16 protein-coding genes are annotated in these 15,267 nt (G+C 58.6%); 3 read left to right on the top strand and 13 right to left on the bottom strand.

Annotated features, from left to right (window positions below; genetic code table 11):
• Positions 1 to 134 precede the first annotated feature (134 nt).
• The 13 genes from asd to RF819_RS05445 form a co-directional block, all read right to left on the bottom strand.
• Positions 135 to 1,292, bottom strand: coding sequence for an aspartate-semialdehyde dehydrogenase (asd, locus tag RF819_RS05505; protein WP_143541806.1), 1,158 nt, complete (start codon positions 1,290 to 1,292; stop codon positions 135 to 137).
• Between the two features lie 231 nt (positions 1,293 to 1,523).
• Positions 1,524 to 2,591: a 3-isopropylmalate dehydrogenase gene (gene leuB / locus RF819_RS05500; protein WP_078364043.1), complete on the bottom strand. Its 1,068-nt coding sequence runs from the start codon at positions 2,589 to 2,591 to the stop codon at positions 1,524 to 1,526.
• Positions 2,592 to 2,701: 110 nt separating this feature from the next.
• Positions 2,702 to 3,352 (bottom strand): 3-isopropylmalate dehydratase small subunit, encoded by a 651-nt coding sequence (gene leuD / locus RF819_RS05495; protein WP_078364042.1) that lies wholly within the window; start codon positions 3,350 to 3,352, stop codon positions 2,702 to 2,704.
• A complete protein-coding gene (locus RF819_RS05490; protein ID WP_078364041.1) occupies positions 3,349 to 3,477 on the bottom strand; it encodes an entericidin A/B family lipoprotein in 129 nt (42 codons plus the stop codon). Before RF819_RS05490 ends, leuD begins: the two co-directional genes overlap by 4 nt.
• 22 nt (positions 3,478 to 3,499) lie before the next feature.
• Positions 3,500 to 4,957: a 3-isopropylmalate dehydratase large subunit gene (gene leuC / locus RF819_RS05485; protein WP_078364040.1), complete on the bottom strand. Its 1,458-nt coding sequence runs from the start codon at positions 4,955 to 4,957 to the stop codon at positions 3,500 to 3,502.
• A 13-nt stretch (positions 4,958 to 4,970) separates the two neighbouring features.
• Positions 4,971 to 5,885, bottom strand: coding sequence for a LysR family transcriptional regulator (locus RF819_RS05480; RefSeq protein WP_078366787.1), 915 nt, complete (start codon positions 5,883 to 5,885; stop codon positions 4,971 to 4,973).
• 377 nt (positions 5,886 to 6,262) lie between these two features.
• Positions 6,263 to 7,573, bottom strand: coding sequence for a citrate synthase (locus RF819_RS05475; protein WP_078364039.1), 1,311 nt, complete (start codon positions 7,571 to 7,573; stop codon positions 6,263 to 6,265).
• Complete coding sequence (locus RF819_RS05470; protein ID WP_078364038.1) at positions 7,560 to 7,880, bottom strand: FAD assembly factor SdhE; 321 nt, start codon at positions 7,878 to 7,880, stop codon at positions 7,560 to 7,562. Before RF819_RS05470 ends, RF819_RS05475 begins: the two co-directional genes overlap by 14 nt.
• Positions 7,881 to 7,893: 13 nt before the next feature.
• Positions 7,894 to 8,598, bottom strand: coding sequence for a succinate dehydrogenase iron-sulfur subunit (locus RF819_RS05465; protein WP_078364037.1), 705 nt, complete (start codon positions 8,596 to 8,598; stop codon positions 7,894 to 7,896).
• A 31-nt stretch (positions 8,599 to 8,629) separates the two neighbouring features.
• A complete protein-coding gene (gene sdhA / locus RF819_RS05460) occupies positions 8,630 to 10,435 on the bottom strand; it encodes a succinate dehydrogenase flavoprotein subunit (protein ID WP_078364036.1) in 1,806 nt (601 codons plus the stop codon).
• Positions 10,436 to 10,524: 89 nt separating this feature from the next.
• Positions 10,525 to 10,890: a succinate dehydrogenase, hydrophobic membrane anchor protein gene (gene sdhD, locus RF819_RS05455; RefSeq protein ID WP_078364035.1), complete on the bottom strand. Its 366-nt coding sequence runs from the start codon at positions 10,888 to 10,890 to the stop codon at positions 10,525 to 10,527.
• 14 nt (positions 10,891 to 10,904) lie between these two features.
• On the bottom strand, positions 10,905 to 11,348 hold the full coding sequence (gene sdhC / locus RF819_RS05450; protein ID WP_078364034.1) for a succinate dehydrogenase, cytochrome b556 subunit: 444 nt from the start codon (positions 11,346 to 11,348) through the stop codon (positions 10,905 to 10,907).
• A gap of 193 nt (positions 11,349 to 11,541) precedes the next feature.
• Positions 11,542 to 12,345 (bottom strand): GntR family transcriptional regulator, encoded by an 804-nt coding sequence (locus RF819_RS05445; protein ID WP_078364033.1) that lies wholly within the window; start codon positions 12,343 to 12,345, stop codon positions 11,542 to 11,544.
• A 178-nt stretch (positions 12,346 to 12,523) separates the two neighbouring features.
• On the opposite strand from RF819_RS05445, the gene RF819_RS05440 reads away from it, so the two are divergent.
• The 3 genes from RF819_RS05440 to RF819_RS05430 are packed head-to-tail and all read left to right on the top strand — an operon-like array spanning position 12,524 to position 15,248.
• On the top strand, positions 12,524 to 13,510 hold the full coding sequence (locus tag RF819_RS05440) for a malate dehydrogenase (protein WP_078364032.1): 987 nt from the start codon (positions 12,524 to 12,526) through the stop codon (positions 13,508 to 13,510).
• 25 nt (positions 13,511 to 13,535) lie between these two features.
• Positions 13,536 to 14,582 (top strand): HpcH/HpaI aldolase/citrate lyase family protein, encoded by a 1,047-nt coding sequence (locus RF819_RS05435; RefSeq protein WP_244899872.1) that lies wholly within the window; start codon positions 13,536 to 13,538, stop codon positions 14,580 to 14,582.
• Between the two features lie 30 nt (positions 14,583 to 14,612).
• Positions 14,613 to 15,248, top strand: coding sequence for a hypothetical protein (locus RF819_RS05430; protein ID WP_143541615.1), 636 nt, complete (start codon positions 14,613 to 14,615; stop codon positions 15,246 to 15,248).
• Positions 15,249 to 15,267 lie beyond the last annotated feature (19 nt).

Raw genomic sequence — 15,267 nt, 5'->3', positions numbered from 1 at the left:
GTTAAGTCAGCTTCTTAGCAGAAGGTCTGCGCATTAAGACCGCCGGGAGCGCAATTCTATGTTGTAGAGTGGCAACGGCCTGACACGCGCACTTGGGTGCGTGTCAGGCCGCTAAAAACCGGTGCAGTCTGAAATCAGGCTTGCAACAAAATCCGCAGCATACGACGCAGCGGTTCGGCCGCTCCCCACAACAATTGGTCGCCCACGGTGAAGGCGCCCACATACTCCGGCCCCATGGCCAGTTTGCGGATACGGCCCACGGGGATGGTCATGGTGCCGGTGACGGCCACAGGCGTCAAGTCTTTGATGGTGGCTTCGCGGGTGTTGGGCACCACTTTGACCCAGGGGTTGTCGGCGGCGATCATCGCTTCGATGTCAGCGCTAGGCACGTTCTTTTTGAGCTTGAAGGTCAAGGCCTGGCTGTGGCAACGCATGGCGCCCACACGCACGCAGAACCCGTCCACCGGAATTGCGGTGGAGCCAAAACCTTCGCCTTGGCCCAGAATCTTGTTGGTCTCGGCCATGCCTTTCCACTCTTCCTTGGATTGGCCCCAACCTGCTTCATCATGGCTCTTGCCAATGCCCAGATCCTTGTCGATCCAGGGGATCAGCGAGCCGCCCAGTGGCACGCCAAAGTTGGCGGTTTCAGACGCACTCAGGCTGCGTTGTTTGGCGATGACCTGGCGGTCAATTTCCAGAATGGCACTCTTGGGGTCGTCCAGCAGGGCTTTGACTTCGGCGTTGAGCGTGCCGTACTGGGTCAACAATTCGCGCATGTGTTGGGCGCCACCGCCGCTGGCCGCCTGGTAGGTCTGGGTGCTCATCCATTCCACCAGACCGGCCTTGTAGAGGGCGCCCACACCCATCAGCATACAACTCACGGTGCAGTTGCCACCGATCCAGTTCTTGCCACCCTGGTTCAGTGCATTTTGGATCACCGGCATGTTGACCGGGTCAAGGATGATCACCGCGTCTTTTTCCATGCGCAGGGTGGAGGCTGCGTCAATCCAGTGGCCGTTCCAGCCAGCGGCACGCAGCTTGGGGAATACGGCGGTGGTGTAGTCGCCACCCTGGGCACTGATGATGATGTCGCAGCGTTTCAGGGCGTCGATGTTGTACGCGTCCTGCAACGTGGTTTCATTCTTGGCCAGAGCCGGTGCTTGGCCACCTGCGTTGGAGGTGGAAAAAAACAAAGGTTCGATCAGGTCGAAGTCACCTTCAGCCTGCATACGGTCGATCAGGACCGAACCCACCATGCCACGCCAGCCCACCAGGCCGACCAGATTACCGATTTTCATGAGAATGCCCTTTCAGATTGTCGAAATACTCGGATTTCATCTGCCCGGCTCGTCTGGCCGGGAGGGGCGCGACGAACCAGGCTGAGTCAGCCAGTAATGGTTGTCGTTTTGGTCACAGCGGACCCTGCCAGTGCAACACCGGCAAAAGCAGCTTCTGTAGCGCCAGCGGCGCTATCAGAAGGCAGGATGCGAATGTGTTGCATGGCACGATTGTAATTGCAAGGTTTACAGCGCTTTGACCACGGCGTTGCCCATCTCGATGGTGGAGACGCGGGTGGTGCCTTCGCTGTAGATGTCGGGGGTGCGCAGGCCTTGGGCCAGCACGGACTTCACCGCATTTTCAATGCGCAGCGCGGCTTCTTCCTGGTTCAGGCTGAAGCGCAGCATCATGGCGGCACTGAGGATGGTGGCCAGCGGGTTGGCAATGCCTTGACCTGCGATATCCGGCGCACTGCCGTGGCTGGGTTCGTACAGGCCCTGGTTGCTGGCGTTCAGGCTGGCTGAGGGCAGCATGCCGATTGAGCCGGTCAACATGGAGGCTTCGTCCGAGAGGATGTCGCCAAACATGTTGCCGGTGACGATCACATCGAACTTCTTCGGGGCTTTGACCAGCTGCATCGCGGCGTTGTCCACGTACATGTGGTCCAGCGCCACATCGGGGTACTGCTGGCCAACTTCGGTGACCACCTCTTTCCAGAACTGGAAGGTTTCCAGCACATTGGCCTTGTCGATGCTGGTGACACGTTTGCTGCGTTTGCGTGCGGCCTGGAAGGCCACGTGGGCGATGCGCTCAATCTCCGGGCGGCTGTAACGCATGGTGTCGAAGGCTTCTTCGGCCTCGGGGAAGTTGCCGTCGGTGGCAATACGACGACCGCGTGGCTGGCCAAAGTAGATGTCGCCGGTGAGTTCGCGGATGATCAGGATGTCGAGCCCGGCCACCAGTTCGGGCTTGAGGCTGGAGGCGCCCACCAGCTCCGGGTAACAAATGGCTGGGCGGAAGTTGGCGAACAGGCCCAGGTTTTTGCGCAGGCCCAGAATGGCTTGCTCGGGGCGCAGGTGGCGCTCCAGGTTGTCGTACTTCCAGTCACCCACAGCGCCAAACAGGATGGCATCAGCGTCTTTGGCCAGCTTCAGGGTAGAGGCGGGTAGCGGATGGCCGAGCGCCGCATAAGCAGCGCCACCCACTGGGGCCGTTTCCAACTCAAAACTCAGGTCAAGGGCGTGCAGCACCTTGACGGCTTCCACCACAATTTCCGGACCAATGCCATCACCTGGCAAGACTGCAATCTTCATGATCTTCCTGACTTTCTAAAAGGTTGGGGCCACCAAGCGCTGGTAGGCTGCCAGCGTGGCGTTGGGCAAGGGGTTGAAGCAGCGAACTCGCTATTAAAAACAATAGCGTCTTAGCCAATCATTGTCTGGGCTAGCCAGGGTTTTTGTGCTAAGCGTGTGGCCTCGAAGGTCTTGATCTTGTCGGCATGGCGCAGTGTCAGGCCAATGTCGTCCAGGCCGTTGAGCAGACAGTATTTGCGAAACGCCTGGACGTCAAACGGCAGCTCGTCCCCATTGGGTTTGATCACCACCTGGCGCTCCAGGTCCACCGTCAGGGTGTAGCCGGGGAAGGCTGCCACCTCGTCAAACAATTGGCTGACTTGGGCCTCGCTCAAGACGATGGGCAACAAACCATTTTTGAAGCTGTTGTTGAAGAAGATGTCGGCGTAACTGGGTGCAATGATGGCGCGAAAGCCAAACTGGTCAAGCGCCCAGGGGGCGTGTTCACGCGAGGAGCCACAACCAAAGTTTTTGCGTGCCAGCAGGATCGACGCGCCTTGGAAGCGCGGCTGATTCAGCACAAAGTCCGGGTTCGGTCGGCGGCTGGCCGGGTCTTGTCCCGGGAAACCGGCATCCAGGTAACGCCATTCGTCAAACAGGTTCTGGCCGAAGCCGGTCTTGCGGATGGATTTGAGGAATTGTTTGGGGATGATCGCGTCGGTGTCCACGTTTTCGCGGTCCATCGGTGCCACCAGGCCTTGGTGAAGGGTGAAGTGTTTCATTTTTTGGCGGCGCTTTCAATTTTTTCGCCTGCTTTTTGCAGGTCCTGACCCACGCCTTTGACGGTGTTGCAGGCAGACAACAATAGCAGGGCAGCGGCAGACACAACGCAGAGGGTAGTTTTCATGATGCTTTCCTTTTGAGAAGGGTCAGGAGAATTGGCGGATGTCAACAAAGTGGCCGTGGATCGCTGCCGCTGCTGCCATGGCGGGGCTGACCAGGTGGGTGCGCCCACCGGCACCTTGGCGGCCTTCAAAGTTGCGGTTGCTGGTGGAGGCGCAGCGCTCACCCGGTTCCAGGCGGTCGGCGTTCATGGCCAGGCACATCGAGCAGCCGGGTTCACGCCACTCAAAACCAGCTGCCTTGAAAATTTCATGCAGGCCTTCGCGCTCGGCTTGTTCTTTGACCAGGCCGGAGCCGGGCACCACCATGGCCAGCTTGATGTTCTTGGCCACCTTCTGGCCCAGCTTCTTCACCACCTGGGCGGCTTCGCGCATGTCTTCAATGCGGCTGTTGGTGCAGGAGCCGATGAACACCTTGTCGACGAACAAGTCGTTCAGGGGTTTGCCAGGCTCCAGCCCCATGTAGGTGAGTGCCCGCTCAATGGCGCCACGCTTGTTGCTGTCTTTTTCCTGATCGGGGTCCGGCACACGCGCGTCGATACCCAAGACCATTTCGGGCGAGGTACCCCAGGTCACTTGCGGCACGATTTGGGTGGCGTCGAGTTCAACCACGGTGTCGAATTTGGCCTCTGCATCCGAGTGCAAGGTTTTCCAGAAGGCCACAGCTTGGTCCCACTCCAGCGCGGCTGCCTCGGGTGACGCGGCATTGGCGCCAGGGGCCAGGGGGCGGCCTTTGACGTAGTCGATGGTTTTCTCGTCGACCGCCACCAAACCGGCGCGGGCACCCGCTTCAATGGCCATGTTGCACACCGTCATGCGGCCTTCCATGCTCAGCGCTCGGATGGCTGAGCCGCCGAACTCGATGGTGTAGCCGGTGCCGCCTGCGGTGCCGATTTTGCCGATGATGGCCAGCACAATGTCTTTGCCGGTGATGCCGGGGGTGACCTTGCCCTCGACCTTGATCAGCATGTTCTTGGCCTTCTTGGCCAGCAGCGTTTGGGTGGCCATGACGTGCTCGACCTCGCTGGTGCCGATGCCATGGGCCAATGCGCCCATCGCACCCATGGTGGAGGTGTGGGAGTCGCCGCACACCAGCGTCATGCCGGGCAGGGCGGCGCCATTTTCAGGCGCAATCACGTGGCAAATGCCTTGGCGCCTAGAGAGAAACGGGAAATACGCCGCTGCACCAAACTCCTTGATGTTCTGGTCGAGCGTGAGCACCTGTTCCTTGCTGGTGGGGTCGGCTATGCCATCGTAGCCATGCTCCCAGCCGGTGGTGGGCGTGTTGTGGTCGGCGGTCGCCACAATGGAGCTCACCCGCCAGACCTTGCGCCCTGCCTCACGCAGGCCTTCAAAAGCCTGTGGACTGGTGACTTCGTGGACGATGTGGCGATCAATGTAGAGGATGGCGGTGCCATCGTCTTCGGTATGGACGACATGGTCGTCCCACAGTTTGTCGTAGAGCGTGCGTGCAACAGTGGCCATGGAGAGGTCTTCCTTAAGGGGTCAATTTTAGGTGGTCAACCAGCAAACGCGCCGTGCGCGGCAGGGTCGAGAAGTCACGGGCCACCAGCTCAATGCGGCGCTGGGCCCAGCTGTCTGTCAGGGCAACGGCGGCCAGATTGTCGGCGCCGTGCATCAAGGTGAACGCACGCAGGGGCATGACGCCGACGCCCAGCCCGTTATGGATCATCCGGCACATGGCATCCAGGCCCGCAACCTGAATCCGCAGCTTGATACTGAGCCCCAGCGCGGCAGCAGCTTGGCGCATGGCCACATAAATGGAGCTGTTGGAATGCAGGCCCACGTGGTCCAGCGCCAGGGTGTCCGCAAACGCAACCGAAGCCTGGCGTGCGATCGCGTGTGTGCGCGGCACGATGAGCACCAGCTGGTCTTGTCGGTAAGGCAGGGTTTGCAACTCGCCCACACCGTCGGCGGTGTTGCAGACCCCGAAGTCGGCCGCGCCCTCTTGCACCGCACGAATGACTTCGGCGCTGAGATGTTCCTCCAGGTCGATCTTGATGCCCTTGTGGGCGCGAATGAAGGCGCCCAAGTCTTCGGGCAGAAACTGCACAGTGGCCGAAATGCTCGCATGCACGCGCACTTGGCCGCGCGCGCCATCCGCATATTCGGAGAGCTCGGTCTGCATGCGGTCCAGGCTGAAAAACACGCTGCGCGCATGGTGCAACAGGCTTTGTCCAGCCGGGGTGGGGTGCGCACCCCGTGCATGCCGTTGCAGCAACTGGCTGCCCAAACTGGCCTCCAAGTCACTCAGGCGCTTGCTCAGCGCCGATGGTGCAATGAACTCCCGCTCGGCCGCTTTGCCAATGCTGCCGGTTTCACAGACGGCCACAAACATCTGCAGCGAGGTCAGATCCATGCGGCGGGTGAGGGTGCGGTCGGTGGTGGGCATATATTCAGGCATCGTACTGAGCGACGTCTTTTTGTATTTTCCCATGTGTTGTGAAAGAAGGCATCGTATTTGGCGATGGAATATGTCGGCGCCGGGAATGCCTCAGTCCTGCATCACATCACACCTTGCGATGACGAGGCGCTTGGCATCCAGCGTCACACTGCCTTTGACGTCAGATGGGCAAAACGGGGCGGTGGCCGTGCCCGGTAGCGACGGCATGGAGCCGTGCATAAACCTGCAAATGTTTTTCTGGACGCAAAAATACTATGCTTCTGATAGCTGATTCCTCAATCACAACCTGGGCTAGAGTGCGATTGCCTTGTGCATAAAAAAACCCCGCGGCCTTGGCAGGCGGCGGGGTTCTTGGATAGCATGTTTCAGCGTTCTGAGACTGGCTTGACGTCGCGAGTGACGTAACCTGTGAACAGTTGGCGTGGACGGCCAATCTTGTACTCAGGATCACCAATCATTTCGTTGAGCTGAGCGATCCAGCCCACGGTGCGTGCCAGGGCAAAAATACCGGTGAACAGGTTCACAGGAATGCCGATGGCGCGTTGCACGATGCCGGAGTAGAAGTCCACATTCGGGTACAGCTTGCGTTGAACGAAGTAGTCGTCTTCCAGCGCGATTTTTTCGAGCTCTTTGGCCAGCTTGAACAGGGGATCGTTTTCCAGACCCAGTTCGGCCAGCACCTCGTTGCAGGTTTCCTGCATGAGTTTGGCGCGTGGGTCGTAGTTCTTGTAGACGCGGTGGCCAAAACCCATCAGCTTGACACCGGAGTTCTTGTCTTTGACCTGCTCCATGAACTGGCCGACTTTGGCCACGCCGCCTTGGCGCTGGATGTCTTCGAGCATGTTCAGGCAGGCTTCGTTGGCGCCACCATGCGCTGGACCCCACAGGCAAGCGACACCGGCGGCAATCGCCGCAAACGGGTTGGTGCCCGAAGATCCGCACAAGCGCACGGTCGAGGTGGAGGCGTTTTGCTCGTGGTCAGCGTGCAGGATAAAGATCCGGTCCATGGCCCGTTCGATCACCGGGTTGACCTTGTAGTCTTCACACGGTGTGCCGAACATCATGCGCAGGAAGTTACCCGCGTAGCTGAGTTCGTTGCGCGGGTACATATAGGGCTCGCCCCTGCCGTATTTGTAAGCCATTGCCACCAGGGTGGGCATTTTGGAGATCAGACGGATCGCGGCCACATCGCGGTGTTCGGGGTTGTTGATGTCCGTGCTGTCATGGTAGAACGCGGACAGGGCACCAATCAGCCCGGTCAACACCGCCATCGGGTGGGCATCACGGCGAAAGCCACGCAGGAAAAACTGCATCTGCTCATTGACCATGGTGTGGCTGAGGACCAGCTTGTGGAAACCATTGCGTTCAGCTTGTTTGGGCAGCTCACCCTTGAGCAGCAGGTAACAGGTATCCAGGTAGTCGCACTGGGTGGCGAGCTGTTCAATCGGGTAACCGCGGTACAGCAACTCACCTTTGTCGCCATCGATATAGGTGATGGCCGACTGGCAGGATGCTGTGGACAGGAAGCCCGGGTCATAGGTGAACATGCCGGTCTGGCCGTAGAGTTTGCGAATGTCGATGACGTCCGGGCCTACGCTGCCTTGGTACACAGGCAGATCAACGCTGGGGCTGCCGTTGGAAAACGACAGGGTGGCTTTGTTTTCAGCTAGCTTCATTTTGACCTTTCGGGTTATCTCTCAACATATTCAACACTTCAGAAACATCGTCACGTTCCAGATCAGCCTGGACTTGCCCCAGGGTTTTGCGTCCCAGGTGCAGATCCAGCAGATCGTTGTCGCTGATCTCCATTAAAGCCATCAGACCTTGCGCGTGCTTGACAGTCAGCACAGACTCAAACCGCTTGAAAAACCGATCCACAAAAATATCGTTTTCCAGCAAGCCACGGCGGCTGCGCCACTTGAGCTTGCTCAGCATTCTTTCATCGATGAGGTCGTCCGGCAAGGACGTCAGGGCTTGCTCCATGGGGTCCGCCAAGTCAGATGATGCGGCGCACCATCAGCTCTTTGATCTTGCCAATGGCCGCAGTGGGGTTCAAGCCCTTGGGACAGACGTCGACGCAGTTCATGATGGTGGTACAGCGGAACAGGCGGTAAGGATCTTCCAGGTTGTCCAGCCGCTCACTGGTGGCTTCATCCCGGCTGTCGGCAATAAAGCGGTAGGCCTGCAACAGACCGGCCGGGCCGACAAACTTGTCCGGATTCCACCAGTACACCGGGCAGCTGGTGGAGCAGCTGGCACACAAAATACATTCGTACAGGCCGTTGAGCACTTCGCGCTCTTCCGGGCTTTGCAGGCGTTCTTTCTCTGGCGGACGGGTGTCATTGATCAAGTAGGGCTTGATCGAGTGGTACTGCTGGAAAAACAGGGTCATGTCCACGATCAGGTCACGGATCACCGGCAGGCCTGGCAGCGGCTTGAGGGTGATGGTGTCTGGCAGGGTGCGCAGGTTGATCAGACAGGCCAGGCCGTTTTTGCCGTTGATGTTCATCGCGTCGGAGCCGCAAATGCCTTCACGACAGGAGCGACGGTAAGACAGCGTGGGGTCAATCTCTTTGAGTTTCACCAGCGCGTCAAGCAGCATACGCTCGGAGCCGTCAAGCTCCACTTCGATGGTCTGCATGTAGGGCTTGGCGTCGGTATCCGGGTTGTAGCGGTAGATGTTGAAAGTGCGTTTTGCCATGATGTGCTTTCTTGTTCGGAGAGGTGCAAGATCAGAACGTGCGGACCTTGGGTGGCACAGAGGCCACTGTCAACGGCTTGAGGTTCACTGGCTTGTAGCTCAGGCTGTTGGTGTCCCGGTCCCACAAGGTGTGTTTCATCCAATTGACGTCATCACGTCCCAGCGGGCAGGTGGCGTCATCGGCAGGGCGGTCGTAGTCGAGCACGGTGTGGGCGCCACGGCATTCGCGGCGGGCAGCGGCAGACACCATGGTGGCCTGGGCGGCTTCGATCATGTTGTCCACTTCCAGCGCCTCAATACGCGCGGTGTTGAAGATCTTGGACTTGTCGGCCAAGGTGATGTTCTTGACACGTTCGCGCATCGCTGCAATCTTGATCACCCCCTCGTCCATGCTGGCTTGGGTGCGGAACACACTGGCGTGGGTCTGCATGGTGTTGCGGATGTCATCCGCCACGACTTGGGCATATTCACCAGAGGTGGAGTTGTCCAGGCGATTCAGGCGGTCCAGGGAAATGTCTGCGCCATTCTCTGGCACGGGTTTGTGCGTGTCGCTCTCGTTGTTGAACTGGACGATGTGCTTGCCAGCGGCCCGGCCAAACACCACGATGTCGAGCAAGGAGTTGGTGCCCAGGCGGTTGGCGCCGTGCACGCTGACGCAGGCGCATTCACCCACGGCATAGAGACCCTTGACCACCTTCTGTGAACCACTGCCATCGGGAGTGACAACCTGGCCGTAGATGTTGGTCGGGATACCACCCATCTGGTAATGGATGGTCGGCACCACGGGAATGGACTCCTTGGTGATGTCCACGTTGGCGAAGTTGTGGCCAATTTCAAACACGCTGGGCAGACGCTTGGCAATGGTTTCTGCGCCCAGGTGGGTCATGTCCAGGTTGATGTAGTTTTTGTTCGGGCCACAGCCGCGGCCTTCCTTGATCTCCTGGTCCATACAACGCGACACAAAGTCACGCGGCGCCAGGTCCTTCAAGGTAGGTGCGTAACGCTCCATAAAACGTTCGCCCGCACTGTTGCGCAAAATGGCGCCTTCACCGCGGCAGCCTTCGGTCAACAACACACCGGCGCCAGCCACGCCGGTCGGGTGGAATTGCCAGAACTCCATGTCTTGCAACGGGATGCCGGCACGCGCGGCGATGCCCAAACCGTCGCCGGTGTTGATGAAGGCATTGGTGGATGCGGCAAAAATACGGCCCGCACCACCGGTTGCCAGCAACACGGACTTGGCGCGCAGCACGTGGATTTCACCGGTTTCCATCTCCAGTGCGGTCACCCCCACCACGTCACCTTCGGCGTCACGGATCAGATCCAGCGCCATCCATTCAACAAAGAAGTTGGTGCGGGCCTTGACGTTTTGCTGGTACAGGGTATGCAGCATGGCATGGCCGGTACGGTCAGCTGCGGCGCAAGCACGTTGCACCGGCTTTTCGCCGTAGTTGGCTGTGTGGCCACCAAAAGGGCGCTGGTAAATGGTGCCGTCGGCATTGCGGTCGAAAGGCATGCCGAAGTGTTCCAGTTCGTAGACCACCTGAGTGGCTTCGCGACACATGAACTCGATGGCATCCTGGTCACCGAGCCAGTCGGAGCCCTTGATGGTGTCGTAAAAATGGTAGTGCCAGTTGTCTTCTGCCATGTTGCCCAGGCTGGCGCCGATGCCGCCCTGGGCAGCCACGGTGTGTGACCGGGTGGGGAAGACTTTGGTCAACACGGCCACGTTCAGGCCCGCATTGGACAGGCGCAAAGAGGCGCTCATGCCGGAGCCACCGGCTCCGACGATGACAACATCAAATTTGCGCGTGGTGAGTTTGGAGGTAGCAGTCATGATGATTTTTGTGTTTTGTTGATGGATAGCCCATTTCGGCGTGTCTGTCTGGCCGGTTGGGCTGATGCCTTCTGATCAATGAAGCCAGCTTACAGGCGCCAAAGAACCTGAATGGCCCATCCCACGCAGCCAGCCAGCCAGACGATGGCAAACACGTGCAGCACAAAACGCACCGCATAAGGTTTGACATAGTCCATGAAAATATTGCGCATGCCCACCCACACGTGGTAGAACAAGGACAGGAAAACGACAAAGGTCAAGGTTTTCATCCATTGCGCGGCGAAGATGCCAGCCCACAACTCATAGCTGATCGGGCCTTTGCTGAAGATGACCTGAGCCAGCAGCAAGACGGTGAAAAGGGCCAGGATGACCGCTGTCACACGTTGTGACAACCAGTCGCGTACGCCGTAATGTGCACCTACAACGGTGCGGTGAGAGCCGTAATTGACGGACATGGGTAACTCCTGAATTAATAAAGACCGAACAGCTTGGCGCCGAGCACAGCCGTCAGGCTGAGTGTCAAACCGAGCACCACTGCGGCGGTTTGGCGACCGAAGTCCTTGCTGACATGGTGATGATGGGTGTCCATCCACAAGTGCCGTATACCGGCGATGAAGTGGTGCAACATGGCCCAGATCAGGCCCAGTGCCACCAATTTCCAGAGGAACCCGGGAATGCCCAGCATGCCGATGTTGAAGGCGGCTTTGAAGCGGGCAAACGAGACTTCAGACGAAATGGAGGCGTCAAACATCCAGATCACAAAAGGCATCAGGAAGAACATGATGGCGCCACTGACCCGGTGCATGCCCGACGCCAGCGACGCCAATGGCCAGCGGTAGGTGATCAAACTGGGGAATTCGATGTTCCTGAATTCGGGGCGTTTTTTTGAATGGCTCGTCGCTGTTTCAGACATAACTGGCTTTCTGTGTTTGAAGTGGCTGCCTGGCCATCAGGGATGGCCAACCAATGAAAATTTTATCGAAACGCACCATCATACCCCCGGTATGACATGGTTCTTGACGCCTGTCGAAGGTCTATTGGATGACCCTCAAAAAGCAAGAAAGACCATCTGGCGTCGTCTGCTGCGCACGGACATGCATGGCTGTTTAATTCATGTCGTTTTGGTAGTGATGGGTGTCGGTGCGGTAATACCCCCGACGCAATTCCATGGGTTCGCTTTGGTAGGTGTAGGCAATGCGCTCCACACTCAGGAGCGGGGTGCCCAAAGTCACGCTCAGCAGTTCTGCGTGGATGTCCGTGGCCGAGATGGCGCGAATTTTTTCTTCTGCCCGAACCATTCGGACGTTGAATTCTGTCTCGAAGAGGGCGTAGGTTGGGCCTTTGTAACTGGCCATCCGCTCGGCGGTGAGGCCTTTGAACGGTGTGGCAGGCAGCCAGATGTCTTCGAGGATGACGGGCACGCCGCCAAACCCCAGCACCCGACGGATTTGCAACACCGTATCGCCTGCGCGCAATGCCAAGGCCTTGGCCACATCGGTGCTGGCTCGGGTCCGGCGACATTCGACGATATCGCGCTGTGCTGGCCCCTCGCTGCCGCGTGCGCCACTGTTGGGCACCAACCTGAGAAATCTGAATTGCACTTGCTGTTCGGCGTGTGTGGCAACAAAAGTACCTTTGCCCTGGCGACGCAGCAACAAGTTTTCGGCAGCCAGCTCGTCGATGGCTTTTCTGACGGTGCCTTGGCTGACCCGAAAGCGCGCGGCGAGTTCGATTTCGCTCGGAATGGCCTCTCCCGGCTTCCACTCGCCGGAGCGCAAACTGCCCAGAATCAGCCCCTTGATTTGCTGGTACAGCGGGCTGAACGCGGGCGTGGCATTGCTGCCGGTTGACGCGACGTCAACCACCGGAGTCGGTTCGTGCTCAAGGCTGGTTTCAGGCAGGGTTGGCATGGCAGGATGCGTTTGGATTCTCAAAAATAGCTTGGCGAATCATATCTTATATAAGACATAAGACAAGTTGACGTTTTTTGATTTTCAGAGGTACACTCGTTTGGCTTGGCGCAGATGGATGTGGATCATCCGCCCCGACAACCACTGAATTTACTACCTCAATCTCTGGAGTTTTACTATGAGCAAGAAGCCTGTTCGCGTTGCTGTTACTGGTGCAGCTGGTCAAATTGGGTACGCCATTCTGTTTCGCATAGCCTCCGGTGAGATGTTGGGCAAGGATCAGCCCGTGGTGTTGAGCCTGTTGGAAGTGCCGGTTGAAAAAGCGCAGCAGGCGCTGCAGGGTGTGATCATGGAGTTGCAGGACTGCGCTTTCCCGCTGCTGGTCGGTATCGAGGCACACAGCGACCCGCTGGCCGCGTTCAAGGATGTGGACTACGCCTTGTTGATTGGTTCTCGCCCGCGTGGCCCAGGCATGGAGCGTGCTGAATTGTTGGCTGTGAATGCTGAAATTTTCACCGCCCAAGGCAAGGCTCTCAATGCCGTGGCTTCGCGCAACGTCAAGGTGCTGGTGGTTGGCAACCCGGCCAATACCAATGCCTACATCGCCATGAAGAGTGCCCCGGATCTGCCGCGCAAAAATTTCACCGCCATGCTGCGTCTGGACCACAACCGCGCTTTGAGCCAACTGGCTGCCAAGACCGGCAAGGCTGTGGCAGACATCGAAAAAATGGCCGTGTGGGGCAACCATTCACCCACCATGTACGCCGACTACCGTTTCGCCACGGTCAACGGTGACAGCGTGAAAGACATGATCAACGACCACGAGTGGAACGCCAACACCTTCCTGCCGACCGTGGGCAAGCGTGGTGCAGCCATCATCGCCGCACGTGGCGTGTCTTCGGCAGCTTCTGCAGCCAACGCCGCGATCGACCACATGCATGACTGGGCATTGGGCACCAACGGCAAGTGGGTCACCATGGGTATCCCATCCAATGGCGAATACGGCATTCCCAAGGACACCATGTTTGGTTTCCCTGTCACCTGTGTTGACGGCGAGTACAAAATTGTGGAAGGCTTGGCCATTGATGCGTTCAGCCAGGAATGCATCAACAAGACGCTCAAAGAGTTGCAAGACGAACAGGCTGGCGTGGCCCATCTGCTCTGAACGCAGCTAGCTGAATCACACCAACGTGACCCATCCTCGCCATGTGCTGCTGGGCGCTGCGGTTGCAGCGCCCTTGCCGGTGTGTGACCACTACTGTGGTGTTGAGTCTCGGATGCGCAAGGCACTGGCCCTGCAGGCTGAGATGACCGAGGAGTTCGGTACCTGTGTGTTTGACGTCACGCTGGACTGTGAGGATGGCGCCCCGGTCGGGGGCGAAAAAGACCATGCATTCATGGTTTCAGCCCTTGTGAATCAAGGGCTAGTAGCTACAAAAAATAAAGCAATCAATGGTGCCCGACGTGTTGCGGTGCGGGTGCATCCGGTGGACCACCCAGCGTTTGAGCAGGATGTTCAGATAGTCGTGGGTGAAGCCGGTGCGGCCTGGAGCCATCTGATGCTGCCCAAAGTGGACGGTGTTGCGGATGTGGACCGGGCAGCTCGGGTCATTGATGCGGCGCTGGCAAGCTCAAACCGTGCTCAGGCGTTACCGCTGCATGTGCTGATCGAGTCGCCACTGGCGGTGCAGCAGGTCGCCGCCATCGCAGCGCATCCCCGGGTGCAATCCCTCAGTTTTGGATTGATGGACTTTGTCTCGGCGCACGGGGGTGCCATTCCTGCCTCTGCCATGGCGGTGGCTGAGCCCGGTGCCCAGACCACCTATGACCAGTTCAGCCATCCGTTGGTGGTGCGCGCCAAACTCGAGGTCAGCGCCGCTTGTCATGCCTTTGGCAAAGTGCCCTCGCACTGCGTGGTGACCGAATTCAAGCGGCCAGATGTGGTGCAAGCGGCGGCATTGCGGGCCAGCCGTGAGCTGGGGTACACCCGCATGTGGAGCATCCATCCCGACCAGATTCGCCCGATTCTGGCTGCTTTTACCCCTGCGCAGAGCGAGGTCGAGCAAGCCAGTCATATCATTTGTGCTGCGCATGCGGCCGACTGGGCACCTATTTCGGTGGCAGGCAAATTACATGACCGAGCCAGCTACCGCTATTACTGGCAAGTGCTTGAAAAAGCGTATCAAACGGCCCAACTGGATCACCAGGACCCGGCCTTCCCCTATTTTGTGTTGTGAGTTCGGTCCATGTGGACGACAGGAGATGAGATGAAGAATGTAATTCCGACGCCTACAACGCGTGGATGGTTCAAGCCCTTGGTGACGCTGATGGTCTTGGGCATGGCTGCCGTTTTGACCACGGTGCATGCCCAGCCGCCTGGCCCAGCCCCGGTCAAAAAGAAACTGGTCACGGCAAAGTCGAAAAGCCGGGTTGAACTCAAGACACAGGCCACGCAAATGGCCTCGGGCATGCGTGCTGCGGATGCCGCTCTGAGCCCAGAAGAGTTGGCCATTGCTGAACGCGTCGAAGTAGGCCGGATGCCCTGTGAGTTGGGTGTGGTTGTCAATGTGGCGTCCGAGGCGGCTGCGCCTGGTTACTTTGATGTCTGGGGCAAGAATTTCAAATTCAAGATGGCGCCCGTGGTGAGCAGCACCGGTGCGATTCGACTGGAGGACCCGGTTGCTGGCGCCGTCTGGCTGCAGTTGTCCAACAAGTCGATGCTGATGAACCACAAAACCGGTTCTCGCCTGGCCGATGCCTGCATGACCCCCATGCAAGTGGCAGTGGCAGATGCCATGACGAAAAATCCGCAGCCCAATTTGCTAGAACCTTTGCCGGTGGTGACTGAACAGACAGCGCCAACACCGGCCGCCACTGTTGCCCCAGTAAGCACGGTTCACTAAGCCGATCCGCTGCTTCCCC

Origin of the sequence: Rhodoferax fermentans, from assembly GCF_002017865.1 — a bacterium.
GTDB lineage: Bacteria > Pseudomonadota > Gammaproteobacteria > Burkholderiales > Burkholderiaceae_C > Rhodoferax > Rhodoferax fermentans.
The sequence above is the reverse complement of the archived record's forward strand: the minus strand, read 5'-3'. Positions and strand labels throughout refer to the sequence as shown.

What these genes read in the sequence shown, in the direction of transcription:
- leuB (WP_078364043.1), bottom strand. Translation starts at nt 2,591, where the DNA reads ATGAAGATTGCAGTCTTGCCAGGTGATGGCATTGGTCCGGAAATTGTG.
- leuD (WP_078364042.1), bottom strand. Translation starts at nt 3,352, where the DNA reads ATGAAACACTTCACCCTTCACCAAGGCCTGGTGGCACCGATGGACCGC.
- RF819_RS05490 (WP_078364041.1), bottom strand. Translation starts at nt 3,477, where the DNA reads ATGAAAACTACCCTCTGCGTTGTGTCTGCCGCTGCCCTGCTATTGTTG.
- leuC (WP_078364040.1), bottom strand. Translation starts at nt 4,957, where the DNA reads ATGGCCACTGTTGCACGCACGCTCTACGACAAACTGTGGGACGACCAT.
- RF819_RS05480 (WP_078366787.1), bottom strand. Translation starts at nt 5,885, where the DNA reads ATGCCCACCACCGACCGCACCCTCACCCGCCGCATGGATCTGACCTCG.
- RF819_RS05475 (WP_078364039.1), bottom strand. Translation starts at nt 7,573, where the DNA reads ATGAAGCTAGCTGAAAACAAAGCCACCCTGTCGTTTTCCAACGGCAGC.
- RF819_RS05470 (WP_078364038.1), bottom strand. Translation starts at nt 7,880, where the DNA reads ATGGAGCAAGCCCTGACGTCCTTGCCGGACGACCTCATCGATGAAAGA.
- RF819_RS05465 (WP_078364037.1), bottom strand. Translation starts at nt 8,598, where the DNA reads ATGGCAAAACGCACTTTCAACATCTACCGCTACAACCCGGATACCGAC.
- sdhA (WP_078364036.1), bottom strand. Translation starts at nt 10,435, where the DNA reads ATGACTGCTACCTCCAAACTCACCACGCGCAAATTTGATGTTGTCATC.
- sdhD (WP_078364035.1), bottom strand. Translation starts at nt 10,890, where the DNA reads ATGTCCGTCAATTACGGCTCTCACCGCACCGTTGTAGGTGCACATTAC.
- sdhC (WP_078364034.1), bottom strand. Translation starts at nt 11,348, where the DNA reads ATGTCTGAAACAGCGACGAGCCATTCAAAAAAACGCCCCGAATTCAGG.
- RF819_RS05445 (WP_078364033.1), bottom strand. Translation starts at nt 12,345, where the DNA reads ATGCCAACCCTGCCTGAAACCAGCCTTGAGCACGAACCGACTCCGGTG.
- RF819_RS05440 (WP_078364032.1), top strand. Translation starts at nt 12,524, where the DNA reads ATGAGCAAGAAGCCTGTTCGCGTTGCTGTTACTGGTGCAGCTGGTCAA.
- RF819_RS05430 (WP_143541615.1), top strand. Translation starts at nt 14,613, where the DNA reads ATGAAGAATGTAATTCCGACGCCTACAACGCGTGGATGGTTCAAGCCC.